The organism is Microcoleus sp. S13C4 (assembly GCF_036700865.1).
GTDB lineage: Bacteria > Cyanobacteriota > Cyanobacteriia > Cyanobacteriales > Microcoleaceae > Microcoleus.
On record NZ_JAUBPS010000004.1, the window covers coordinates 34,896 to 60,848 of the forward strand.

General features: G+C 44.2%; 16 protein-coding genes. 5 read left to right on the forward strand and 11 right to left on the reverse strand.

Annotation, left to right across the window (positions count from 1 at the left end):
• Positions 1-4: 4 nt before the first annotated feature.
• The 4 genes from QT996_RS03275 (at position 5) to QT996_RS03290 (ending at position 6,452) form a co-directional block, all read left to right on the forward strand.
• Entirely contained in the window at positions 5-1,024 is a 1,020-nt protein-coding gene (locus QT996_RS03275) for a PRC-barrel domain-containing protein (RefSeq protein WP_333044494.1), read from the forward strand.
• Positions 1,025-1,410: 386 nt separating this feature from the next.
• The gene (locus QT996_RS03280; RefSeq protein WP_333044496.1) at positions 1,411-2,370 is read left to right on the forward strand and encodes an SGNH/GDSL hydrolase family protein; all 960 of its coding nucleotides are present in this window, start codon (positions 1,411-1,413) and stop codon (positions 2,368-2,370) included.
• A 143-nt stretch (positions 2,371-2,513) separates the two neighbouring features.
• On the forward strand, positions 2,514-4,607 hold the full coding sequence (locus QT996_RS03285; protein ID WP_333044498.1) for a hypothetical protein: 2,094 nt from the start codon (positions 2,514-2,516) through the stop codon (positions 4,605-4,607).
• Positions 4,608-4,619: 12 nt separating this feature from the next.
• The gene (locus tag QT996_RS03290; RefSeq protein WP_333044500.1) at positions 4,620-6,452 is read left to right on the forward strand and encodes a DUF6798 domain-containing protein; all 1,833 of its coding nucleotides are present in this window, start codon (positions 4,620-4,622) and stop codon (positions 6,450-6,452) included.
• A 126-nt stretch (positions 6,453-6,578) separates the two neighbouring features.
• Here the strand turns inward: QT996_RS03290 and QT996_RS03295 are convergent, their stop codons facing one another.
• The 4 genes from QT996_RS03295 to rfbC form a co-directional block, all read right to left on the reverse strand.
• The gene (locus tag QT996_RS03295; protein WP_333044501.1) at positions 6,579-7,553 is read right to left on the reverse strand and encodes a glycosyltransferase family 2 protein; all 975 of its coding nucleotides are present in this window, start codon (positions 7,551-7,553) and stop codon (positions 6,579-6,581) included.
• Positions 7,554-7,636: 83 nt separating this feature from the next.
• Positions 7,637-9,415: a hypothetical protein gene (locus tag QT996_RS03300; protein WP_333044503.1), complete on the reverse strand. Its 1,779-nt coding sequence runs from the start codon at positions 9,413-9,415 to the stop codon at positions 7,637-7,639.
• A 157-nt stretch (positions 9,416-9,572) separates the two neighbouring features.
• A complete protein-coding gene (rfbD, locus tag QT996_RS03305; RefSeq protein ID WP_333044505.1) occupies positions 9,573-10,445 on the reverse strand; it encodes a dTDP-4-dehydrorhamnose reductase in 873 nt (290 codons plus the stop codon).
• On the reverse strand, positions 10,442-10,993 hold the full coding sequence (rfbC, locus tag QT996_RS03310) for a dTDP-4-dehydrorhamnose 3,5-epimerase (RefSeq protein WP_333044507.1): 552 nt from the start codon (positions 10,991-10,993) through the stop codon (positions 10,442-10,444). Before rfbC ends, rfbD begins: the two co-directional genes overlap by 4 nt.
• Before the next feature lie 50 nt (positions 10,994-11,043).
• Here rfbC and QT996_RS03315 point away from each other — a divergent pair, with 50 nt between their 5' ends.
• Complete coding sequence (locus QT996_RS03315) at positions 11,044-11,733, forward strand: methyltransferase domain-containing protein (protein ID WP_333044509.1); 690 nt, start codon at positions 11,044-11,046, stop codon at positions 11,731-11,733.
• An 84-nt stretch (positions 11,734-11,817) separates the two neighbouring features.
• On the opposite strand, the gene QT996_RS03320 is transcribed toward QT996_RS03315, so the two are convergent.
• From QT996_RS03320 to QT996_RS03350, 7 genes are all read right to left on the reverse strand, one after another.
• Positions 11,818-12,882, reverse strand: coding sequence for an NAD-dependent epimerase/dehydratase family protein (locus QT996_RS03320; RefSeq protein WP_333044511.1), 1,065 nt, complete (start codon positions 12,880-12,882; stop codon positions 11,818-11,820).
• Positions 12,875-13,636 (reverse strand): glycosyltransferase family 2 protein, encoded by a 762-nt coding sequence (locus QT996_RS03325; protein WP_242724549.1) that lies wholly within the window; start codon positions 13,634-13,636, stop codon positions 12,875-12,877. The genes QT996_RS03320 and QT996_RS03325 overlap by 8 nt, the downstream gene beginning before the upstream one ends.
• A 3-nt stretch (positions 13,637-13,639) precedes the next feature.
• Positions 13,640-15,532 (reverse strand): hypothetical protein, encoded by a 1,893-nt coding sequence (locus tag QT996_RS03330; RefSeq protein ID WP_333044513.1) that lies wholly within the window; start codon positions 15,530-15,532, stop codon positions 13,640-13,642.
• 226 nt (positions 15,533-15,758) lie between these two features.
• The gene (locus tag QT996_RS03335) at positions 15,759-17,759 is read right to left on the reverse strand and encodes a chromosome partitioning protein ParA (RefSeq protein ID WP_333044515.1); all 2,001 of its coding nucleotides are present in this window, start codon (positions 17,757-17,759) and stop codon (positions 15,759-15,761) included.
• Between the two features lie 58 nt (positions 17,760-17,817).
• Complete coding sequence (locus QT996_RS03340; protein WP_333044516.1) at positions 17,818-20,826, reverse strand: peptidase domain-containing ABC transporter; 3,009 nt, start codon at positions 20,824-20,826, stop codon at positions 17,818-17,820.
• Positions 20,823-21,572 carry a peptidylprolyl isomerase gene (locus QT996_RS03345; protein WP_333044518.1) on the reverse strand — a complete coding sequence of 250 codons (750 nt, stop codon included), beginning with the start codon at positions 21,570-21,572 and terminating at the stop codon, positions 20,823-20,825. The genes QT996_RS03340 and QT996_RS03345 overlap by 4 nt, the downstream gene beginning before the upstream one ends.
• Positions 21,573-21,867: 295 nt before the next feature.
• Positions 21,868-25,716 carry a glycosyltransferase gene (locus QT996_RS03350; protein WP_333044520.1) on the reverse strand — a complete coding sequence of 1,283 codons (3,849 nt, stop codon included), beginning with the start codon at positions 25,714-25,716 and terminating at the stop codon, positions 21,868-21,870.
• Between the last annotated feature and the right edge of the window lie 237 nt (positions 25,717-25,953).

Sequence of the window (25,953 nt, forward strand, 5' to 3'; positions counted from 1 at the left end):
TACAATGACATCCGAACAAATTTGCCAACGCTCAGACATTCTCGGCACTCAGGTCATCACCCGCGACAGAGGTAAACGCTTGGGGGTGGTTAGTCAATTGTGGGTGGACATTGATCGGCGGGAAGTTGTGGCGATCGGTCTGCGAGATAATATATTTGCGGTCGCTGGAATGCCGAGGTTTATGTTCCTCAGCAATGTCAGCGAAATCGGCGACGTGCTGTTGGTGGAAGATGAGAGCGCGATCGAAGATGATGTTGATGTTGAAGTCTACAGCATTTTGATTAACAGCGAAGTTATTACCGAAACCGGCGAACTTTTGGGTAGAGTGCGGGGCTTTAGGTTCGACCCCGAAGACGGTAAGTTAGTTTCTATAATTATCGCTTCCCTGGGAATCCCCCAAATCCCCGACCAAGTTCTCAGCACTTACGAGTTGGGGATTGAAGAAATTGTCAGCAGCGGCCCGAATCGCTTGATTGTGTTTGAAGGTTCCGAGGAAAGGCTCAGGCAGCTTAGTGTGGGTTTGCTGGAGCGCGTTGGTTTGGGCCAAGCACCTTGGGAACGGGAAGAGGACGAGCAAGGTTACTATCCGAAACCCGTGGCTACGGGAAATCAATTGGGCCCGGGCGTGCGGATACCTGCACCGGAAATGCGTAGCAGGGTAGCCGCGCCTGCTGTTGAGGAAGTTCCTTGGGACGAAGATTCGCAATGGAACCGGCCTCCGGTGCGGCAGCCGCAGCAGATGCGCGCGGTGCAGCCTGAGCCGATCGACGATTACGAGGATTACGAAGAGGATAATTGGGGCGGCGAGGAGGACGATTACGAGGAGGAGTACGAGGCGAAGCCGCAGTACACTCGCTCTGAGAGTTTTCGCCCGAAGGAGCCGGTGGTAGAGTACGAGTACGAGGATGATGTGGAGGCGGATGCTTGGGCTGACGATGAGGCGCCGAAGCCTTACCAGGCTCCTCGGGTGAATATCCCTGAGAAAAATAAGACTCCCGAGTACGAGGAGGAAGCAAATTATTAGGAATTAATCCATCGGTTGGGCGGGTTTACGAGATTGTGTGTTTTAGACATAGATAGTTGGTGAAATCCGCCCCTACAATTGTCTGTAGGGGCGGGTTTTACAAACAATATTTGAGGTTCACAAACAATTTAGATAAACCCGCCCCCACACAGCCGATAATCTAGATTAACCTGATGTCCGAGAGCATCCAAAAAATGTAGATTCAGATTATTCGTTGGGCGGGGCGGGTTTATTATATTGTTGGTCTTACGCCGATATGGTTGGTGAAACCCGCCCCTACGATAAATTATGAAAAAAATTTTATTAAAAGCTCTATTTTCAGATTAATAACTTATATAATTTTCCCAATATTTCTATCTACAACAACGGCTGAAATTGTCTTACGAGTGACGGGATACAAACCCTGGCAAATAGAAAATGTTGATGTTGCCGTCGAACCAAAAGGTAACTTTTTTACCAAAGACTCGGAACTCGGCTACAAACATTTGCCGGGTAAATTTAAGGTGACACTTAACGGCAATTACTCATTTAATGCCACTCACCTCAATAATAGTTTAAGAATCACACATCCACTCAATACTTATAATCAATCCTCAAAAAACCCTGAAATTTGGATATTTGGCTGTTCTTTTACCTACGGTTGGTCATTGAATGACAGCGAAACTTATGCTTGGCTGCTGCAAGAGAAATTACCTAAATATGAAATAGTGAATTTTGGCGTTAACGGCTACGGCACGCTGCACTCTTTGATTCAATTCAAAGAAGCACTCAAACAAGGAAATAAACCAAAAATTGCGGTGATTGCTTATGCGGGATTTCATGACCGCCGCAATACTTTGTTAAGGGCGAGAAAAAAGCAAATGGCTGCTTGGAATAAACTTGGTATTCTCTTCCAGCCCGATGCTAGGCTGAATGGAGAAAATAATTTTACCTACAAAATGGCCAAACTTGAATATCACGAGTTCCCCCTGATGCAGATTTCTGCATTAAGCCATTTTTTGGAGGTTAATTACAATCAATTTGAAGAGGGATTGTACAAAAGTCACGAGGTTTCTAAGGCAATTATTGAAGAGTTTAACCGTGTGGCTGAGGCTAATGATGTTAAGTTAGTTGTGGCCGGAATTAATACAGGTTCTGCTAAGATGTTGGAGGAATTAAGTCAGGAGGGAATTGCGACGGCGGATATTTCGGTTGATTTGAAAGTACCTGCGAATAATAATTTACCTCATGACATTCATCCAAGTGCGATCGCCAATCGGCAATATGCAGAAAAGTTGGCCGGTGTTTTACAAGGTAACTTAACGAACCGCGAAGGCGCGTTAGGCGAAGCCGCGCGTAAGCGCTAGGGCGCGAAGGAAGAGATAAAAAGGAAGTTTAGGAGTTATTTAGGGTTGCTAGAGTGATGGTATTATTTGATTTTAATTCCTTAAAATTTCCTCGAAAGTTTCTAATTGATGGGTTTTTCCTATTTTTACTTGTTCTCGTCACAGTGGCAGTAACATCAATCTATGTATCCAGCGAACATACTTTTTATTGGTGGGATTACGCGGGCTACAACACCGCTACAGTCAACACGGCAAATTTATTTCGAGACTCGCCCGATAAAGCATGGCGCGGAGTTATAGAATCGCTATCTAAGGAAAAAAACCTATTAATCTCTTTGCCGTTAGTGCCGTTTATTCTATTATTTGGCGAGTCTCGGCTAAGTTACATTCTCAGCGTCTCCCTAATTTATGTGTTGCCGTTTCGCCTATTGCTGGGGGCAATTTCTGCAAAGCTAATTCCATTTTATCCCCGCCGGGTGTTTTGGTCAACTGTGCTGCTGAGTTTATTAATTCCGATGAGTTGGATACCGACTCTGCGGGGATATCTGGATACTGGCGGCTGTGTGTTTGTAGCCTTGGCAATTTGGGTTTATTTGCAGGATGTTAAGCTGAAATCTTGGTGGAACATCCCGTTAATTGGGTTTTTGCTGGCGGCGGCTATTCTGTTGCGACGCCATTTTGCTTATAGTGCGATCGCATTTTTGGGTGCAGCGACTTTACAGGCTTTCATCGAGTTTATTGTACTAATATACGGTAGGAAAACGGCGTTGTCGTCTTCAAAAGACAAGGACGTGGCAGTGCCGTTTCCCTACAGATGCTTGTTTGAATCCGCTGTAAAGTTAGGGTTAATAGCTGCAACTAGCTTGACTATTTTAATGTTGGTAGCGGGAGATTTTACTCGCAGTGCTCTGACGGTTGACTACCGCAATTTGTATGTCGCTTGGAGTTTGCCTGTAAAGGATATTTTAACTCGTTATGCGGATTTTTACGGTTTGGGAACTTGGCTGCTGGTACTGATTGGTTTTTCGGCGGGAATTCTCACCCGAATCCTGGTTCCGGCGGCGGCTATTTTTGTTTCGTTGTTTGGGGTTTTGTCGCTGGTTGAATGGCTGTTAGTTTTGCGTTACGGCTACTTGCACTATACAATTCATCTTACACCGATCGCACTTTTAGGACTATCTACATTTTTCTGGACAACTTGGCTGACACTCAAGGGAAAAGTCCGGTATTTCATGCTGGGCGCGGCGGGTTTGTACCTGGTTTGGAATGCCGCAGTCGGGTTAATTCCTCTCAAAATTGATTTGTCCAGACTGTTTGTGGGTAATTTTCCGCCGTTAGTGCGATCGGACTACGACGAAGTTGTAAAATTAGTAGAGTTTCTGCGAAAATTAGCACCCAACGAAGAACCGATTTATATTGCCGGTGCTTCTAACAGTTTTAATGCTAACATCCTCAGACAAGCCAACCGAAAATTAAACCCGCCGGAGGGCTGGTGGAAATTAAATACAATCGGGAGGCCGCAAATTGACTCGCGCGATACTTACCCGCTACCGGAGTTGTTGCAGTCACAATATGCGGTGGTTGCTGTACCTTTTCAGCAGGTGTTACCTACTGACGAACAAGTTTTGCGATCGCACGAACAAGATGTTGTTAAAGTTGTGTACGATGCCTTTACTCAAAACTGGGAAATTGCCCGCGATTTCCAATTGCTACCGGAACAGTTTAAGCTAGAAAACGGCGTGACTGTCAGAGTTTACCGGAGGGTGCGGCCGACTGATACAGCAACGGCAGTTAGGACTCTGGATGCGATGCAGCGGCAAATAGTCGATCGACCTGGCACGCAGTTAGATTGGATTAGTTTGCATCAATCAATCTACACAAGTACCAATTATTCAGTCAGTCAAGAATCGGATAATTTATATAAAATTGTAACTCATCCAATTAAAAATAGCAAGAAACTCGATACATCTTTCCTGTATTTAGGTTCTATCTCAGACAAAGCGAAAGTTACGGGCAAACTCAATTTACCTAACAAACAATGTCCGGGAATTGCCCTGCGCTTGACTTTGTGGGACAAGCAAGGTAAATTAGTAGACTCAGCAGAGATGGCTTATAGTCAAAAAAGTGCGATCGGCTTAAATCTATTAGTTGAGGGCAAAAATCCCACTTATCTGCTGCTTGAGGTATTGAGTAGCAGCAAACAGGATTTAACAAAGCAATGCCAACTGGAGATTAACAATTTGGCTGTCCGTCGGTAAGTGGAACCATCAATGCAGAAACATCAAAAATCCAACTGGTATTTTAATCTATCTCTCTATACTTTTGTTATCATCGGTTCCCTGATGGCTACAGGGTATATTTTCCCCATTGGAGGCAATTTCCCCGAAGTGCCACCCATTCAATTTATGTTAAATCCTGAACTATACAAAAATGACTATTACGTTCAGGAAATGGTTAAATTTAATCCGAGATACTACTATTACTATATCATTTATTTGCTCGCTAACTTAGGAACAAGCATTCCCCTAGCGCATTTTATTTATCAATTCCTATCCTTCGGTTCATTTATCCTAGCTTGCTACGCAATTATCAATATCTATACTAATTCCAAACTGCCTGCCGCAGCGATGGCTTTTTTATGTATAGCCGCTTCATTTACAGATGTTGGTAACACCCTGATATTTTCCACTAAATCAGTACCTAGTACGTTCGCTATGGCCTTCGCAGTCTGGGGAATTTACTTTAGTTTGCGCCAAAAATGGCTGACCGGATATTTCTGTTTTGGACTGGGTTGTTTGCTGCAATTTTTAGTTGGTTTGTTGCCCGGATTGATGATGCTTCCTGTTTTATTTATTGAATCTGTAAGACAGCGGAAGTTTAAAACATTGATTTTGGCGATCGCACTTTTAGCAGCAATGGCAAGTATCGTTTACGTACCAATGTTATTAACAGGTACTACCAGCACTCACACTATCGATAATGCCCAGTTTGTCTACATTCACGCTAAAGTCCGCAACCCCCACCACATCCTCCCGTCAAATTGGGGTTTGGGGAATTGGTTCAACTTTATATGTTTCATAATTGGTGGCTTGCTGTGCATCAAAAAATCCGATTTATTGCCACAAGAAGATAAGATTATTTTTTATACAATTGTTAGTACATCGATTTTGGCTCTGTTTCTGAATTACATATTTGTAGAAGTTTATCCTTTGGCTTTTATGGCCAAACTACAGTTAGCTAGGACTGTACCTTTTGCTCAATTAATTATATTTATTGCTGTTGCTTTGATGGTCGATAGACTTTACAGAGACAAACAAATAGCTATTAGCTTGTTGCTGTTAGCTATTCTAACATTGCCTTTTAGGGGTATCATTTTCCTAGGATTATCAGTTTGGTCAACAAAAAAATACGCATTTCCCAAACGATATAATATATTGTGGTGGATTTTAGCAGTAGGAACGGTAATTTTCAGCGTGATATATCCGCTGACTGATTCATGGGAAATAATGGGCGATCGAATAATTAGCATCCCAATTTTTTTCTCAATCCTCGCCTTCCCCTTCATTTTAGAAGAAACATCCGTTGCTACATCTATAAAACAGACTCTAACTCACACATTAGCCTTAATAACTACCGCCACCTTAGTTTTGGGAGTAGCAGGAATTCTGCCCAAACCTATATTAAATGTATTTCAAACAAGAGTTAATATCAATGCCGTTCCCAGGGACGACTTAAGCAAATTAGCTGTGCGCTTTTCGCAAATTAGCAGCCGCGATTCACTCGTATTAATTCCACCTTCAGTTACCAACTTCCAGTTTTTCTCCGAAAGAGCGATTGTCGTGAATTTCAAGAACTTTCCCTTTACCGAAAAAGGCATCAAAGAATGGCAAACTCGCATGGAAACCGTTTTAGGAGTCCCCTTAAACCCGCAAATGATTTGGGGAGGAAATGACTTTTTCATCCGCCGTAGCAGTGCAGATTTAGTCAAGGTAGCCAGAAACTATCATGCCAATTATATCCTGACTCGTACTGACTGGCATCCCAATATTCAAGGGGAAATCGCCGACAAACAAGGCAAATGGATACTTTATAAAATTAGGTAATAGGTATTTAGTAAAACTTGTTAAATCTCAGTTAGACTTTTATCTTAGTCTGCGGAGACAGACTTTGCTTGTCTATAAGCAACTTCAAGATCCGACTTATGTGCGTTAATCAGCCTTAATCTGCGGTTAAATATCAAAACCAGAATCATCAATAATTTCGCTAATTTGCTTGTCCACATAATCCGCATCCACATTCCGCGCCATCAACTCAGCTAAAATCCCCAAAGAAATCAACTGCACCGACAGAATAGTACACAAAATCCCAAAAAACAACAAAGGTCGATTGCCGATCGGCCCAAAATTCATCCCCGCCAAATTCAGAAACCAAATAACTATTAAATAACTCAGCGAAACAGTGCCAACCAAGCCAAAACACAATCCCAAACCCCCAAACAAATGACCCGGTTTGTGTAAATACTGCGTCGTGGCTAACACCGTCAACAAATCAATAAATCCCCGCGCATAACGTTCCCAGCCGTAATTCGATTTTCCGTGCTTGCGCGGATGATGTTCCACAACTACTTCGCCAATTTTAAACCCTAAATTGTTTGCTAAAGCCGGAATGTAGCGGTGCAATTCCCCGTACAATTTAATCGACTGCAAAACTTCCCTGCGATAAGCTTTAAAACCACAATTCATATCGTGCATTTGCACCCCAGTTAGCAAACACGCAACGGCATTAAACAGCTTGGAAGGTAAAGTTTTAGAAAGCGGGTCGTTCCGCTGTTTTCGCCAACCGGAAACTAAATCAAATCCAGATTCTAAATGATGTAAAAATTTGGGGATTTCAGCGGGGTCATCCTGAAGGTCAGCATCTAGAGTAAAGATAATTGTCCCTGCTGCATTACGAAAGCCTGCTGAAAGTGCGGCGGATTTGCCAAAATTGCGGCGCATTTTAATCGCTTTAATTAGTTGGGGATGCTGGCTGGCTAAATCGGCGATTTCTTGCCATGAATAATCGCGGCTACCGTCATCTATGAAAATGACTTCGTAATTGTCAATTTCGGTTTGGGACATAACAATTTGGATTTTATCAAACAGCAATTTGATGGTGGCTTCTTCGTTGTGAACGGGAATTACGAAGCTGAGGTGTTTTGACATAGGGCTATTTTATTTCATTTATGTTGTAAAGGAGATTTTTTTATTAGCTGCAAAGGGCGCAGAGAAGGAGAAAGAGAGGTGTTTTAATTTTTATCCATAACTTGGGAGTTCCGCAAAGCTACCCAACCTTCGCGGTTTTTAAAGGAGGCATAAGCTGTCAATAATTTATCTGTTGGTGATGTTTGAATGTATCCTCTCCAAGCTGCGAATTCGTAGGAAGGGCCAAACAAGTTAACTAAATCTGGGCGCGGAAATCCTGACATGGCAAAACCTCGAACGACATTTTCTTGGTTGAGAATGGCAATACATTTTACATTGTTTTCGGGGTCTCCTACCCAGCCAATTACTCTCGCTGCTGTTGGTGCGAGTTTAGTTACTGTATCAAAATATCCGGGTACTCCGTCTTTGGGCGCTGACAGTAAATTTGGGTCTATTTTTGTGTCTAATGCTGCACAGAAATTGTGCTTTTTGATGTCTCGATTAAATGGCACTAAATTGTTAGTTTTTAAGGCGTCGATTAACCCGATAAAAGCGGCAGGTCTATTGCCTACGCGGTCTTTAATTAGCGTTACGTCGGTGATGCCTAATTGCAGTGATAATGCTACTAACGGTTGATAGGTTGCTCTGCGGGCGATCGCCATTGCAGTTTCGCCTCCCACCCCGTACATTAAAATAATCGCAACTGTGGCGACTGCAAACAGCGGTGTCAGCCAACGCCCTTGAATTCTTGGTGTGGGCTGCAACTCGCGCACCCACAATACTGTCAGCACAACTGTGCTCATCCAAAACAAGGCTGGAAGTGTGGCGTAGCGGGAAGCGGTGGCCTGTTCGACGCCAAATCCCGATCGACTAACCGCGGCCATTAACGCCGTTTGCAGCGTGTAAAGTTGGATTGATAGCCAAGGCAGCCAATCCGCGCGATTGACCTTTTTTACAAATAGCCAATAACCCACAAAACCCGTCGCTGCACTCAAACCAATTATACCAATAATTGAAGCAACAATAATATTTTCGCTAAAAATTCCGCCGAGATACGTGGGAATATATTCGAGAGCTTTCAGCGGGTTAACTTTAGTTAAAGAAGGGTGATAAGATGGAGTTTTATAAGTTAAAAAATAAATGCCAATCACCCCAATCGCAGCAATGAAATACAAATAAGTTATTCGCCGAGGAAACCGCAGCACAACAGCAGTCGCACACAATATCGGCCACAAAGCTAAAGGAGTGCTGTAACTAATACAGCCTAAAATGCCAAAAACAATGCTGCCAATTACCCACTTATTTTGTTTCCACTCTTCATTCCCAGGCTCTGCCTGGGAATGAATATCAGCAGGATCTGTCTCCCTCTTACTTGACAAAAGCGTCGCATAGGATTGCAAACAAAATATCGAACAAATCACAAATAAATTAGCAATTATCCAGTGAACGCCACTGAATCCCCGCATCCAATTGTGAGCCGCCGCCGGAGTGAAATTAAAAATAGAAATGCAAAGGAGTAGCGAGATAAATTGCAGCGGAAAACGCCTCAAATTTAACGGAAGCAGAGCAATTAATACGTGGCACTGCATCCAAGCCAAGAACCAGGCAACTAAACATAAACCAATATTTGAACCTTGGGTGACAACTATATTCAAGCCATAAATAATTGCCGGAATCAAGACAAAATGCTCGTTCGCCCGAAATATCCAATTAAAAGGATTGGTAGAAAAACCGTCTACTGAATAAAAATTCCACGTCATCCACCAATAATCAAAATTAGACAAGTCTCCCGCTTGGGATATCAGGTACAAAATATATGACGCTGGTATTAGAATCCCGAGAACTGATGCGGTAATTAAAATATATGGTTGCTTGACTTTCATGGATTCCAACAGGGGGAGATTTTTAATCGATTTGGGCTAAGTTGTACGCGCTGGGATTAAAGAAACCGGGTTTTTTACTTGATTGAGGGTTTGAACCAAGTATTTTGGTGAAAAAACCCGGTTTCTGGCTAATTTACAGACAGATTTACTCAATTTTTCATTTGACTTCTTTTGCCAGCATTTGTCTGAGCCCTTGCCGCCAGTGGGGAGGATGCGTGCCTAGAAGTGCGGATATTTTTACCGTAGAGAGGACAGAAAAAGCTGGACGTTTTGCAGGTGTCGGATATTCGGCGGTGGTGATGGGAATTACGCGCTGAACTTTTAGGGGAAGGCCGAGTTGTGCTGCTTCTTCAAAAATGGCGATCGCAAAATCGTACCAACTACAAACACCGCTGTTAGTGTACTGGTAAGTCCCAAAAGTTTCTGGGCCAAGCAGAGGAATAATTCGCGAAATTGCCTCCCCTAAATCCCCCGTGCAAGTAGGACTTCCGATCTGATCTGCTACTACTCGAATTTCTTCCCTTTCCTTTCCCAACCTCAGCATGGTTTTGACAAAATTACCTTTGCCGCCATTGCCATAAACCCATGCGGTTCTAATAATAATATGTCGGTTTCCCGCTTTCCGAATTGCTTCCTCGCCTGCTAATTTCGACTTACCGTAAGTTCCCAGCGGGTTCGTAGAATCTGTTTCCCGATAAGCAGAACCGTGGCTGCCGTCAAATACATAATCAGTAGAAAAGTGAATCAAACTTGCTCCCAGTTTTTCGCATTCTTCTGCAAAAATTCCTGGGGCAATACCGTTGACTGCGTGTGCTAATTCGGGTTCGCTTTCTGCTTTGTCTACCGCAGTGTAAGCACCCGCATTGACGACTAAATCCGGTTGAATTTCAGCCATTGCCTGACGGATGCTTTCGGGTTGGGATAAGTCGAGGCGAGTGCGATCGACCGCAATTACCTCTCCCAAAGATAATAAAATCGGCTGCAATTCTTGAGCTAGCTGTCCGCTGCCACCTGCGAGTAAAATTTTCATTGTTCAAAAACTTCAGCTTTTTGGAAGGTTTGTCCCGCTTGGTCTTTAGCTGATAAGATTGGTTGGGCACCATCTAGCGGCCAGTCGATCGCCAAATCAGGGTCATTCCACAGGATACACCGCTCGTGTGCCGGTGCGTAATAATCTGTAGTTTTGTACAAAACTTCAGCCGTCTCCGAAACCACTAAAAAACCGTGAGCAAATCCCGCCGGAACCCAAAATTGCCGTTTATTTTCAGCACTCACCAAACACCCCACCCACTTTCCGAAAGTCGGCGAACTTTTTCTAATATCCACCGCTACATCAAATATTTCGCCAGCAACTACCCGCAGCAATTTGCCTTGAGGCTGCTGCATTTGGTAGTGCAAACCGCGCAACACATTTTTAGACGATTTGGAATGATTGTCTTGAACAAATTCGGCCGTCACACCTGTTTTTTCGACAAAAGCTTTGTGATTGAAACTCTCAAAAAAGAAACCGCGATCGTCTCCGAAAATTTTCGGCTCAATGATCAGAACTTCCGGTATTTCCGTAGATATAACATTCATAGTTGGCTGTATCGCGTGATAAACTCATACTCAGTCTCTGCTATTTTACTATGAAAGCCGACGTATATCTCAAAAAATTGTACGCCAATCGATTTGATTCCAGACAACTGCAAGCCAAGGTGGCACTATGGAAAGTTTTAATTGACGACTTCTTACAATATTATGTTCCTCCCGAATCAGCGGTCTTAGATATTGGCGGCGGTTACTGCGAGTTTATAAATCAAATAGAGGCTAAAAAAAAATATTTAATTGATCTCAATCCCGATTCCAAGTTGTTTGCCAATCCTGATGTAAAAGTGCTGAACATTGATGTTTTAACTTTTGACGATAAACCAGATTTTAGCGAACAATTTGACCGGATATTTATCTCTAACTTTTTTGAACATCTCCGCAATAAAGAAGAACTCATCCAAATTATCTCATTTTGCTTTGAGGCGCTTAAGCCAGGGGGTTCTATCTTAGTTGTCCAACCAAATTTTAAATATTCTTTCAAAGAATATTACGATTTTATCGATCATCAATTACCAATTACCCACTTATCGCTGCAAGAACTGTTACAAACCGTCGGCTTTGAAATCGACCTAATTATACCCAGATTTTTGCCATTTTCGACAAAAGGCAGACCGACCTCGCCCTGGCTTTTAAAAGTTTACTTAAAATTGCCGGTTTTGTGGAGGTTTTTGGGAGGTCAAATGTTTGTTAAAGCATCGAAACAAAACAATAGAGGCAGAGCCTCATGACAGGCATTCCCAGTCAGATGCAGGCAGAGAGATTCATCTGCGTTTAGCCGCGTTTATCCCCCTGTACCTGCGGTTAAAAAATGCCTACAAAATCGAACTTAAAACCACCTCATTAGCAGCAATCCAATTATAAATATCCTGCAAAGCTGCTTCCGGCCCAATAACAGGCCGCCATCCTGTTTTCTCCATCACCCTAGAAGAATCAGTAATAAAAATCGGAATATCCCCCGCGCGTTCCTCCAAAACAGGATTAATTGAAATCGATTTCCCGGTAACCTTTTGGCACAAATCAGTTGTCTCAACCAAAGAAAGACTGTTGCTCAAACCGCCGCCTACATTAAAAACTTCGCCGTCAAATTCAGCAAAATGTTCTAACTGATAATTAACTAACCTCAACAAATCTTCAACGTGCAGCAAATCCCTAACTTGCTTCCCGCTGCCGCCAAAACCAATATAACTTAGCGACTTTTGAAAATAGTGAGCCGCCACCCACAAACCGCAAACTCCCTGATCGACTTTACCCATTTGCCAAGCACCCGTAATTAACCCACAGCGGTTAATAATTGCCGACACATTGTATGCTTCCCTGTACTCCTCAATCAGCAATTCCGAAGCTAATTTAGTTGCTCCGTAAAGCGAACGGTGTCCTTTTAATGGGAATTCTTCTGATATGCCCAACTCGGATATACCGGGTAAAGTTTGCTCGGGGGCGATCGCAAATCTATTCGGCAATTCCAACAACTTGATAGACTTGACAGTGGCGATCGGATAAACCCGACTCGTAGACAAAAACAACAAACTCGCACCTGTCTGTCTCGCCAACTCCAAAACATTCACAGTGCCCAGTAAATTCGTCTGCAAAACGTACTGAGGCGAACTAAAACCAGCCAGCACAGAAGGTTCCGCCGCACAATCTATAATGCAGTCAGCAGTTAGTGCAACTGGATCTAAATCTGCCGCTGTACGAATATCCCCGTAAACAAACTGAATACCGCAACTTTTAAGCCGAGGCAGATTCAATTCCGAGCCCCGGCGACGCAGGTTATCTAAACAAATTATTTGCCATTCCGGGTGCAGTTTTTTCAGGCCAATTGCCAAACAACTGCCGATAAAACCCGCACCACCAACAATTAAAATTCTCTCAGGCATTGACTTTTAACTTTGCTATCTTTCTAGTCCGGTGGTAGTCGCCGCGAGAGAGATGTTTTTCCAGCCAGACATACAAGACAATAAACAAATACCGACTGCCCATCTCTTTTATTTTCAGCTTAGAAATACCAGCAGTCCGATTGTACCACCTCAGAGGAATCACCGTATAGGAAAAACCCCGGACAATAGCTTTTAAAGGCAGTTCCACTGTCAAATTAAAATGATGGCTCAAAATCGGTTGCACGCCTTCAATAACTTCTCTGCGGTAAATTTTAAAAGCATTGGTGACATCGCTGTACCGCAAGCCGAAAATACTTTTCACAAACCAGTTTGCTAAGCGGTTAATTGCTAACTTGTGAATTGGATAATCAACTATAAAGCCACCTTTGATAAAGCGGGAACCGAAAACGCAATCATATCCTTCTTGCAATTTGCGGTATCCTGCTACCAAATCCATCGGATCGTCGGAAGCATCCGCCATCACAATTGCCGCAGCATCTCCGTCAAATTCCGCCAATCCCCGGCGCACAGCAAATCCGAAACCGTTGGGAGGTTGATTGTTGATGTATCTAACTGTGGGAAAAGTCTCTGACAACTCCTGGCAAATATCAATAGTTCGATCGACACTATTGTCATTCACAATCAAAATTTCGTGCGGAATGCCTTCTAAATCGAGCGTCTGGGCGATCGCCCGCACAGTACCGTACAAACAGCCCTCCTCATTGTGAGCTGGTATAATCACAGAAATTTTCACTCCTCATCCTCCGCGCAACTGGACAAACTGGTTGTCAACAGGATTATACACCCAAGCTTTAATTTCAGTTTGGGCGATCGGCAAATTATTAGCCGACAAATCAACAGCCCACCTTGCATTATTGTATAACTCCGATTTTAAACTCTTACCTATGTCCGGACTGTCCAAATTTACATAAGCGCTAGCAAAAAAAGATTTTTTCTCGCCGACAGATAGCAGTACAATATTTGGTTGTTGCAAATTTTCTGGCAAAACCGCCCAACCGACAGCTTTGACAGCATCATTTTGCTTAACAGTCAAGGATTTATCGCTAGTTTGAGGTTTGTCTAAATAACCGTAAACTTTCTCGGTATTAGAAATAAACTCTACATTTTTCGCGAACTTTCTCCAACCTATTTTGTCGATAATTGCAGCGCCTTCTCTCACCAGCCAAGTTTTTTTGCTCAGCACTCTCAAACAGCTTTCCGGCGAATTCTCAAAAAAATCCGATGGTTCCAGATAATTAATTAACTGCAAACAATCTTGAGCGCCTTGTTTGTAAAGAAGTGCTGAGCGAGATTGGGCGATCGCCTGTTGAGAGTTAACAATAATTATCCCAGTTAACAGCCCTGCTAACACCCGATAAACCAATTTATAGTTGCGATTTATGGTAGCAATCTTACCTCGGATAAACAATTGCCCTAGCTGAACTAAAGCAATTAAGAGCAAAATTGAATTAGTCGTATACCTCGACGATTCAAGCGCGTGAATTGCCCCAAATTCTGCCCTCCCAGCCGTAATAAACAGAGCCGATAAAACCGAAAACAAACCTATTGACAGCCAAGGTAAAGCCTCACCCTGCTCGGTAATCTTTCTCCAAAAGTGGAATCCCAAAAATAAGAAAGTTGCGAATATTAGCAATCCAACCAATGCTGAAATTCCCGGCGATCGCACAATTGGCGAACCCAACAGACTCAAAAAGTAATCAATTACCATCAGGGGCTTATTCAACAATGAAATAATACTTGTTTTTCGACTGGGATGATAATCAATTGAGTAAATAGCACAAGTTGCAGCAAACAGCAATATCCATAGAATCAATCTTTTTCTTTTTTCTACCGCATTTCCTTCTAACGCCGCCACAGCCGGAATTGCAGCCAACCAAGACAGCAAGCCTTGCGCGAGGGAAAAACTAGCAATAAAGCAGAATAAAGCAGCAATCGATATTTGAATATTGTAGGCACACGACAGTTCCGTGTTCGTACTATGTTCGATCGGAGGTGTTGCATCATTCTCAAGAACGGGCAAGATACCCGTTCCACCAAAATTCAATGTTCTTGTGGAACGGGCATCTTGCCCGTTCCTAAATAGCTTATCGAGATGGGTGCAACATCTCTGTTTCATCAGATTAAAGACGGCTATATTAGGCAAAAATTTGCGATTTGGACTCAGCGCATAAACCGCAGCTACAAAACACAAATTGACTAAAAACCACGCTAATTGAAATCCCCAAAGCCAGTTTTCGTGTTGAACTAGAGAGAAAAGCAAAACACAAGTTAAAATATTAGCTAAATGCCACAAATCATCCGCGACATTCTTAACTTGCATCGAGGATAACTTGTACATAGCGATAAAAGTTATCGCAGCCAAACCTATGCTGAGACAAAACTGATAATTAATATTCCATCGGGAAGCAAAAGCCACAACCGCAATAATTATTTTAGGGAAAAGTATGCGGTGGTTGCTGTGCAAAGCCCAAAAATCGTTAAAAGTTACATTTCCCCCAGCTATTTTTTCAAAAAGGCTAGCTAACCTCCACTCGTCATCAACGGGAACGTTAACGCTAAAATTCGCTACAAATCCGATTAACAAGATAACAGGAATTAGATATAGAGTAAATAAAATATTTTTTTTCATGAATGTGCGATCGCACTGATTGCCATCACCATTTTATATCAAACCCGGTTAAATAATTTTTATCAAGTTTGTAGTGAAGACTTCACTCCTCATAGTTTGGGCCGATAGGGACTTGCATTCCTTACTACAAACAAGTTGAAAAACATCACACATATAAACCCGGTTTCTTGAAGAAACCGGGTTTCCGAACAGCCTAAAAGTCTCGCGTTCAAGTCGGTTAACCGAATTACTTAATAGTCTTGAACGTATCCATTTTCCCAGTAAATCGGTTGATAAACATCTGCAAAACACTCCGCTTGCCGATATTGATATTAGAACTCACGGACATTCCAGACTGCAAGTTAACCTCAACTTGATTTGCCTTGCCCTTGTTCAAAAGAAACTTCTGATTCTTGAGCTTAATTTTGGTTTTGAAAGCGTAGTATTTCCGCAGTTCAGTAGGAGGCTCAGCATCGCTGCTAATCTCTTTCACTTCACCCTCAGCAGTACCAAACTCCAGAGCCGGGAAAGCTTCTACATTCACTTCCACAGGCACACATTGGTATTTCGTCAAACCCAGTTTCTCTCTGTTAATTTCCTTCTCTGGACAAACGCAACTTTTACCTTTTTCGCAGTCAATCTTTTCTCCGTCTAATTGTTTGCCGTGATACGGTTCCAATTTTTCCCGCTTCTGTCTCAAAGCATCCAATACCAGAGCCACATTGCTGTTTTCCAGGTAAACAACTGCTTCCAAACCGTTTTCGTCATCCAAAACCTTGAGTAGTTTTTCAGTTTGCTGCGCTTCGTAATAAGCTTCTTCACAGCGTTTTGGGCGCGGTTCACCCGGTTTGATCACTGAGTTAATAATGGATTGGCATATCGGATCTTTCGCTATATCCAACTTAGAATTTTCCTTCGTAGAAGGTTTCAAATCGAAGATAACGCCGGATACCGGAGCCTTCAGAACTTGGGTATCGCGGTTTTGTTGAGCCTTTTCTAGCTGAGCGTTCACCTCGGACAACTTTTTCAGGTTTTCCACTTTGAAGCGGCTTAGCTGAGAATCGCTGCTGGCAATTTGTTTCTGGTTTTCAGCAATTTTGGTATAAAGTTCTTTCGCCCAGGAATCCTTGGTGTTTTTTAACTGTTCTTGGGCGCGGCTGATGGACTCCTGAATGCGTGCTTGCTCTCCTTGCTGACGCTGTATTTCAGCAGTAATTTTTTGGATATCACCTTGACGTGCGTTAATTTCGCCTCGGCGCGTATTGATTTCACCTAGGCGCGTGTTAATTTCGCCTTTGCGAGAGTTGATTTCACCTTCGCGCTGCTTGATTTGATCTTGCTGTTTGAGAACGTCGCTTTGGCCTCTGAAAACATCTTGTTCCTGTTTTTCTTTTTGCAGTTCAGCGATGGCTCCTTCCTGCACCAGGGGGGCGAGTCTGCCTAGAATGTTTTGATTCGACTTCAATACTTGTTGAGATTTCGCTAACTGTTCTTCGGCTAAATCTTTCTGGGCCTGGGCCGATTTTACTTGCTCTTTCGATGAAGTTAACTGCTGCTGGGCATAATTTAATTGGTTTTGGGCAAAACCAAATTGTTGCTGTGCTACGGTCATTTGCTCGCCTGCGGCTTTCTCAGCATCCTCAGCTTGCTTCAGTTGTTTTTCCAACTCCTGAACTTGGCCTTGAGCTGCAGCTACGCGAGACAGAAACTCCGATCGATAATTAACATAAAGTCCTTGCTGGGCTGCATCAAAATTTCCGCTAGCTCCCCGATTGAGGTACAGTTCGTCAATCAAAGCTTGCAGCACTTGATTTTGTGCCGTGAGGCTCTGTCTGTCCTTGATTGTTGATTCTAGGTTAGAAGGAACAGCGCCTTGAATTTTGCCGTTGACAACATCTTCGTAAAATTTATTTTCCTTTTCCAGAGCTTCTTTAGTTTTCTGTATCGATGTTAAATCGGCACTGGGTGCAAGGGGATTGAAAGTGAGCAGAGGCTGGTTTTTTTCCACACGATCGCCATTTTCAACGTGAAGTCTCACCACTGCGCCCGTAGCAGGTGCTTGGATGTCTCTAGCACCATCTTTGAGCTCCAATTGACCCACAGCGGGGACAGCTTGCTCTACGCTAGCAAAATAAGCCCAAACTACAGCAGAAGTGGTCATCAGCATGATCATCCACAAAAACAAGTGCGACCAAATCGCTGGTTTTTCGAGAATGACTGGTTGCTCAGAAAGTATTAACGATTTCATAGCCATTTGTTAGTTCTCAGTTGTTAAGCGTTAGTGAGCAGTTGTGAGTTGTTAGATATCAGGTATTCGATGACTCTTGTTGTTGGAAGAGGCAGTAGTAACGTCCTTTAAGAGCCATTAATTCTTTATGAGTTCCCCGCTCGACTACCGAACCTTGATCCATCATAATAATTACATCAGCGTTTTGGATGGTAGTCAGGCGGTGAGTAATGAAAAACACCGTGCGGCCGGCGAAAGCTTCTGCTAAGTTATTGCAAACTTGGCGTTCGGAATGGTAGTCAAGGGCGCTTGTAGCTTCGTCCAAAATCAGCAGTTTCGGGTTTTGCAAAATCGTGCGGGCGATCGCCAAACGCTGCCTTTGACCCCCAGAAAGCGACGAACCCCGCTCTCCAACTATCGTATTGTAGCCAGCAGGCAAACTCATAATAAAATCGTGAGCTACCGCTAATTTCGCAGCTCGCACAATCTCATCCGTACTCGCATCGGGATTGCTCAGAGCAATATTTTCCTGTACCGAGCAGTTAAAGAGCAAAGTATCTTGGAGAACTACCCCAAGTTGGCTGCGGAGCGAATATAATTCCACCTTGGCAATGTCGTACCCATCAATAAAAATCCGGCCCGACAGCGGCGGATAAAGACGCTGCAACAACTTCATCGCGGTACTTTTACCCGAACCGCTTCCCCCCACAATTCCCACAAAACTGCCAGCGGGAAATTCCAAATTCACATTAGCCAATTGCAGTGGACCGCTCTCCAGGAATCGGAAGGAAACCTCCTCATACGTAACCTGCCCTTGAATTGCCGGCAGCGGGATATTGCTCCGGTCTTCATCGCTGGTTTCGGTCGGCGTATCGACCACATCCTTGAGCATATCGATCGACATTGACACTTCTTGGAAACTCTGCCAGACGCTCACAAAACGCAGCAGCGAACCAGTCACGTTCCCGGAAATAATTCGGAAAGCAATCAACTGACCCAAAGTAATCTGATTTCCCAGTACCAAATAAGCTCCCACCCACAACTGAGCTAAGTTACCCACCTGGTTTAAAAAGCTGCTAACCGTACCGGCCGTAGTCCCGGTGATAATTGTTTTAAAACTGGCGGTAATGTATTTTGCGTAGCGGCTCGACCACTCCCAACGGGATTTCAATTCAATATTTTGAGCCTTAACAGTTTGAATCCCGCTGACTACTTCCACTAGATAAGATTGAGAGTCAGCAAAACGCATATTTCTCTGTTTGATTAGGCGCAGCACCAGCGGATTGATTAGAACAATCATCAGCCCCAGTATCGGTACCACTGCCAAAGATACAAACGTTAGCTGCACGCTGTAGGAGAGCATAACGGCGACGTAAACCACCGAAAATACTGCATCAAGAACCACTGTCAGAGCTGTACTCGTCATGAATTCCCGAATCTGGCCCATCATGCTGAATTTGTAAACCAGATCTCCCACGCGCCGATTATCAAAGTAATTTTGGGGCAGCCGCAGCAAGTGATCGATTACCTCCGCACTCAATCTGACATCGATGCGGTTTGAGGTGTCTATAAACAAAAAGGTGCGTAAACCGTTGAGCAGTCCTTCAAACAGAGCAACACCTAACAGAAATGCCCCCAAAATATCCAAGGTGTCAATGCTGCGCTGACCTAATACTTTATCAATAATTATTTGGCTGATTAATGGGTTGGCAAGACCAAATAGCTGTACAAAAAACGAAGCGAGCAACACCTCAAAAAACACTGTCTTGTGTTCCATGAGAGCCGGCACAAACCACCAGAAGCTGAACTGCTCTTTTTGTTCGACTTGCGGAGCTTGCAGCAGCAGGACTTCTCCCTGTTCGCCCCAGATTTCTTTAAACTGAGGTATCCGCTTCCGCATCAATCCTTTTTCGGCTGTCGCCATCACCAATTCTTGCTCGGTAATGCTGTAAATAATGGCAAAGCTGTCTTCCCATTTAATCATTACCGGGGCTTTGATGCGGTTGATGGCATCGGCTGGCACTTGCGCCAATTGGGGCGTGAGGCCGATGCTTTGGGCGATCGCCCCGCAGGCTTGGATGCTGATGGAACCGGCGGTTTTTAACTGATTTTCTAGAACTTTGCGGATGATATCTCGACGAAATTTGAGGCCGAAATACTTGCTCAACATTTGGAAGCAAGCTAGCGGGGCGTCAATCTGCCCTTTGGCGCGGAAAACTGGGTATCTTGCCGCATCCTTTGGTTGGTCGGTTTTGGGTTCTGGGGGACGGTCTGGGCCCGGTAGAACCTCGATGAATTTTCCGCCGGGCGGATTCTGCCCAGGGCTTACTATCTCTGTCGTGCCATTTAATGAGTCTGTTTCGGGTTGGGGTTCTGGGGGTTCCCGGAAGCCGACCAAGCGAGCACCGAGGCGACCTTCTACTTTTAAGGATTTGGCTGCGTTTTCCACAGAAAAGCGGCTGCCGGTGGGAAAGTCGCCCAAGACGCCGCTGCTGACGAGCCAAACTCTATCGGCATCTAGCTCTTTGGCGATGTCTTGAGTTTTTTTGTTGCCGTTTGGCACGTTGACAACTGTAGCGTCTTGCCAAGCTTGCAGGGTGAGTTCCTTGAGATTGGAAGTGCCGTCGGCTTGGCGCTGCAACTCCAGGCTCAACAGTTCAAATACTTCGCTCAAGGAACAGTGTTCGCGAAAGGCTTCTCCAAAGGTCGGCTGTTTTTCCAGTACGCTCAGGAAATCTTCGGCGGGTAGGACGATCGCGATCACATCTGTAGAGGCGATCGCCGTTTCGCAGGGAACTCCCCTGAGCAAGCCAGCCCAGCCGAGAATTTCCTGCGACTGCACCAAGCGTAAACTTACGTGGCGCTGCGAGCGCTGGTCAAAGCCCAGCAGCCGGGCCTGACCTTGATAGATAATTGCCACCTGAGTCGGCATTTTTTCCCGTTCAAACAGGGGTTGCCCCGTCCGGTAGCCGAGGAGTTGGCATTTAGCCACCAAGGCTGACAGAGCCGTCTCTGAGAGCCGATCAAAGGGAGGTGTTTGAGCTAGGAAATCCTGAATCTGAGAGAGGGAAACAGCGGAAGAAGTCATGATATTGAAGACACGGAAGAGAGGGGCTGTAGCGGGCCTATTTGCGAGATCTGTTCGGCGAGCCAGCTTTCAAAGAGTTCGTTAATCAAGTGCAGCCGCATCGATTCATCGAGCTGGGCCGGCATGAACTTTTCTAGTCGAATAATTACCATCCATTCTGCCAGAGGACGCGGCGTCCAGAGTTGATTTGGCTGGCTGACGGACAAAAGTTTGCTGATCGCCGGGTGGGGCTGGCTCAGGGGTACTGGGCCCAACAAGCCACCGGACTTGGACTCTGGCCCTTCGGAAAAGTCGCGGGCCACTTCGGCAAAGGTTTGTTCCCCTTCGAGGATGCGAAAGTAAAGTTCGTTTGCCAGTGCTGGATTTTTGGTGCGTACCAGGGAATAGACTACGTGGTCTAGGCTGGCTTTGCGGGTTAAAAAATAATTATCTACTTTAGGTCTCCAAGTGGCTTGCTTAAATTTTTCGATCAGCAAGGGCCTGACGGCCATCTCTTGAAGTTCTTCTTCCGTCATGTTTTGGCCACGCAGCCAAGCTTCTTTGGCTTCGGGGGCTGTCAGTTGGTGTTGTGCCAGAAAGTTCTCCACGGCGGATTGGCGTTCTTCGTCGCTGCAACTAAAGGATGCGATTGCTTGGTCTACTATTACACCGCGTAAGAATTGCGGCATTAACTGGTACCGCTTCAGGAGCGATGGCATATCCTGAGCTTGCAGTAATTTATCGCCTATTTGAAAAAGTCCTGTCATTTTTTTATCTCCAACTGACTTGCGCTTCCCCTTTTAATTTAGCTGTGGCAGGAAAAGAGCGACAACCACTAACCCCTCGATTCCCCGATGATAGCAGACCGTCAGTGGGCTAGCGCTATTGCTGTCTATTTCTTGACGCTCTGCCTAGCGAGGGGTTCCCCGCGGGTCTCAGAATGGTAGTGGGATGCGAGAGTGGGAGAGTGGGAAAATTTTTACTTCTGCCCTCTTCCTTCTTCCCTCAACATCCATCCGTTAAATCCCGTAAACAGCTTAGTTGCTGAACTTCCTTCTTCCTTCACCCTCGGAATAGTCTTTCAAAGAGTGTGCCGAGTTGGGTCGAGCAAGCGCGACTGTCGAGATATTTCGGGTTTGTCGCCATTTTGTGATCGATTTGATCGCGGTAGTGCCGGCGCAGTTCGGGGTTGGTTCCCAGTGCTATGCTGAGTTCTAAATAAGAGTTCTTGCTGTCTGCTACCAGTTCCGGAATTAGCAGTTCTTCGAGCACGGCGGCTGATTGTCGCGATCGCCCTGTTTGCCCTTTTCTTACTACTACAGGCAACCCCACCCACAGCGCTTCTGCCGCATAGCAGGCACTGCTGTATGGATAGGAGTCTAAATATATATCAGCCAATTCCAGACATTTTATGTAATCTGCGCGAGATGGCAGCGCTTTAATCACAACTAAGCGCTTTTTGTCAACCCCAAATTCGGCAAAGAGCGATCGAATTTGGTTGTAAAAAGGCACTGTCGGATATTTTTCATTGCCGGAACTAAAGGGATACAAAACTAAAAGAGAATTCGGTACGGCAGCAATAATTTTTGCCCAAGTTTCTCTCAATTCTGGGATAATTGTAAAAGCTGGAGCGCCGGACATGAACACTACAGATTCCTCAGTGGCTCCCCAACTGCTACGAGTCGGTTCAACTATGGCAGGTGCTGAGCCTACACTATAGCTAAAACAAACTCCTGAGCCTTTTAAAGTAATTAATTTTTCGCGATACTCTGCTGCTGCACCTGCGGGCAATGTCAAATCTCCGGCAATGAAATAATCAATATTTGGGGCGCCCGTGGTGGCGGGGGTTGATGCACCGGTAGCTATTTGCACCCGCGCTAGTCGGTGCAGGCACAGCAGGGCGCTTGGTTGAGAAGTGTCGGTAGTATTGGTGCAGATTAGCAGAATATCTAAATCGTGCGATCGAATTTCTCGAACTTGATTGGGCAAATCTTCGGACAGTTGCACCAGTTTGTCGGCGCAATTTTCGCAATATTTCCCCAGTCGCTCGTCTTGTACCGGGAAATAGTACACGATTATTTCAAATTTGCTTCTGTCTAAATATTCAAAATTCGTAATTGCAGCACGAGTCTCGGCTTCATCACTAATTTTATCAAGCAAAAAGCCAACTCTAATTTTAGTTATTCCAGGTTTTATCTCAGGAAAATTACATTCTAGTTGACAGCCGATATTTTTCAAATAAAATTCCATAATATCAGCTCGATGACTCAATATATTGAGCAGATTTAGCTCGCTCAAATACAAAGCTTGGAAACTAACTCTTTTCGCAATAAAAGCCGCCAAGTAACGCCACACTTCTGAATCAGGAAAACTGGCTATATTAGCAGCGACATACTTGATTAACTGCTGGAAATATTCAGAGTACCTTTCTATTTCCCAGTTTTGTTTAAAATAACCGGGAGACTGAAAGATAAATTTCAAAAAGTCGTCGAAAAACCACTGGGGAATTGCTGCATTTTTATACTCAAGTGGCAACTGATAAGCGTCGCGGTACAGCATCGCTGCGAGGAGATATTGCATCTTCTCGGCAATTTCCCCTCCTTCAGCAAGTTTCGAGGATAACTGCTGGACAAAACTTTGTTCTTCCTCAGTTAAAGTTTCATTTTTGAGGGCGCTATCTAGGAGCAATTTATGAGCTTTTCCGGCGTCTTGTGAGTAAGCCGTTTCTAATTTTTTCGCTGGCAAATTCAGCCAATATTCCGCTAGCTGTTGGCGGTAGTGGCGCAGCGCGAGAAGAGACTGTTTTGAGGGGAATTTATTGTATTGCTCAAGCATTGCTGACAATTCCGATAAACTCGGCTGGGTTCTCAATGCCAGCTTTTGGCGGATTGTCTGTTTGATTTGTTGATCCAGGAAACTGTAATCAGGACTATTTAGTAGTTTTTTGTAAAATCTTACTACATCCTTATGATTTTCCCCAGCCGCGAAGTTTTTCCAAGTTTGTTGTTCGGGATGAATCCGCAGTGAGGACAGTTTTTCATCTACAAATCCGATGTGATAGTTCCCCATGATTCGCCACCACATATCTAAGTCTACATACTGAGATAATCCCGAATCAAATAATCCTATTTCTTCAAAGACTCGCGCAGCAATTAAGACGGTACTCGGTTCGCCGATTTTGTTTATGGGGTTGCTCAAGCAGTTAGTATCTGCTAGTAAGTCTTTTCCGGGCTGAATAGATTTTAAATTCGACCAGCTTTTATGTAAATCTTTAATTGATTGGGAAGCTCTCCGCAAAATCGGGTTAGATTCATCTTCAGCTATGGTGATGCCGCGCGGGGAGAAAACCATACCTATTTCTGGGTTTTCTTGGGCGACGGCGACCATTTTTTCAATACATTCTGGTGCGAGCAAGTCATCTTGAAACAGAAATTTAATGTATTGACCGTTTGCTTGAGAAATGCAAAAATTCCAGTTTTGTGATAAGCCGTAGTTGCGGTGCAGTACGATGCGGAAATCGACTGAGGTTTGCGATTGGAATGATTGTGCGAGCGCAATTGTTTCGTCTGTGGAACCGTCGTCGGATATAATCAGTTCTATGTTAGGGTAAGTTTGGGCCAAAGCACTTTTGATTGCTTCCCCAATAAATTTTTCTCCGTTGTATGTCGGAATGCAAATGCTAACCTTCGGCTGCTCGTTTTGTATTTCTCCTTTTGATTGACTTTTTTGCTGTGATGGGGGCAAGTATGCCCTAATTTTCGCAGACTTTGCTTTGGCTGTTCCTGACAGAGGTATGCTTTGAAAGTTATCGGTAATCTCGGCAATATATTCGAGACGTTTTCTAATTTTATTACCTGTAACTTGCGGGTTGAGTAAGTTCTGAATTTCCTCGGCCGCTATCGCTCCAATTTCTTGAGCTTCCCGGTAATTGTTAAAGACGTACCGCATTAAATCCGCCGCGTGTTCGACATCCGCTTGGGCCCAAACATTGCCTTTTTTGTAAGGCCCGCAATCTTTCTCAATTGGGATTAACTTATACTTGACTAAATAGCTGTTGCCGACATTCATAAATTCTGTATTTGATGAATAGCCGGTGGCAATTACGGGTTTGCCGTAAAACATGGCTTCAGCCATGGTTAAGCCAAATCCTTCGCAGCGGTGCAGCGATACATAACAGTCGCAATTATAGAGCAAGCCGTTAAGTTTATTTTTGGACAAATACCCGTCTAGATGTTTGATATTGGAATTATTTGCTATGGCTGAGTTTAAGGATGCTTGCGCCGCTGAAAAGTTGTTAGAATTAGAAGATTTGATGACCAATAATACGCTGTTATTTCCCCCAAAAGCTTGTTTAAATGCTTGAATTGTCGCTAAAGTATTTTTGCGCTCTATGAGGCTGGAAAAGTCGAATACAAACAAGAAAATAAATTTATTTTTCGGTAAATTCAGTGCTTCTCTGTTCAGGGAAGGTGCGGGGAGAGCAATACTAGGCATGATTTTGATAACGGGAATTGGCGCTACTGCGGCAATTGCTTCGGCGCAATAGTTGCTGTAAGTCCATATTTCGTGAAAGTGATTAAATCCTGGCTGCCATTCTGGGGGAAATGCGGGAAGTTCCCAGGCCCAAAAGCCGATATTGTATTTGTTTTCAAAATAGGTGGAACCTGTATGTTTGATAAACGTTGTAACTTCGTCGGCGTTGACTTGAATTAAGTTTACGGGATGGGGATTGTCTTGGCTAAAATTTTGATAGGTGGTGTCTTTCTTGCGGTGGGGACTGCGGGTAAAATTGTTTAGGGCGAAGGGAAGCCCGGCGGCTTCTGCAGCCCTGATATTGGCTCGGACACCTTCTCCTATGCCAAATTCGCCGTTGATGTAGCCGGCAATGTTCATTCCTAGATTAGGGTTCATAGTTTCTAATGTATTTAGCAGCGTGTAGTGTGGATTTTTTGAGAAGAAACCGAATTAATTGATCGGCTTAATTGCGCTAAAAAAGGGTAGGCTAGAGAAAAAATTATAATTTTGCTGAATATTTGCTAACATATAGCAAGACTAAATCATTTGTGAATTTCTTACTTTCTCCCCGAACCCGCGGGGAGGGTTGGGGTGGGGTAAAAAATTTACGACTCCTGCAAGGATTGCTATATA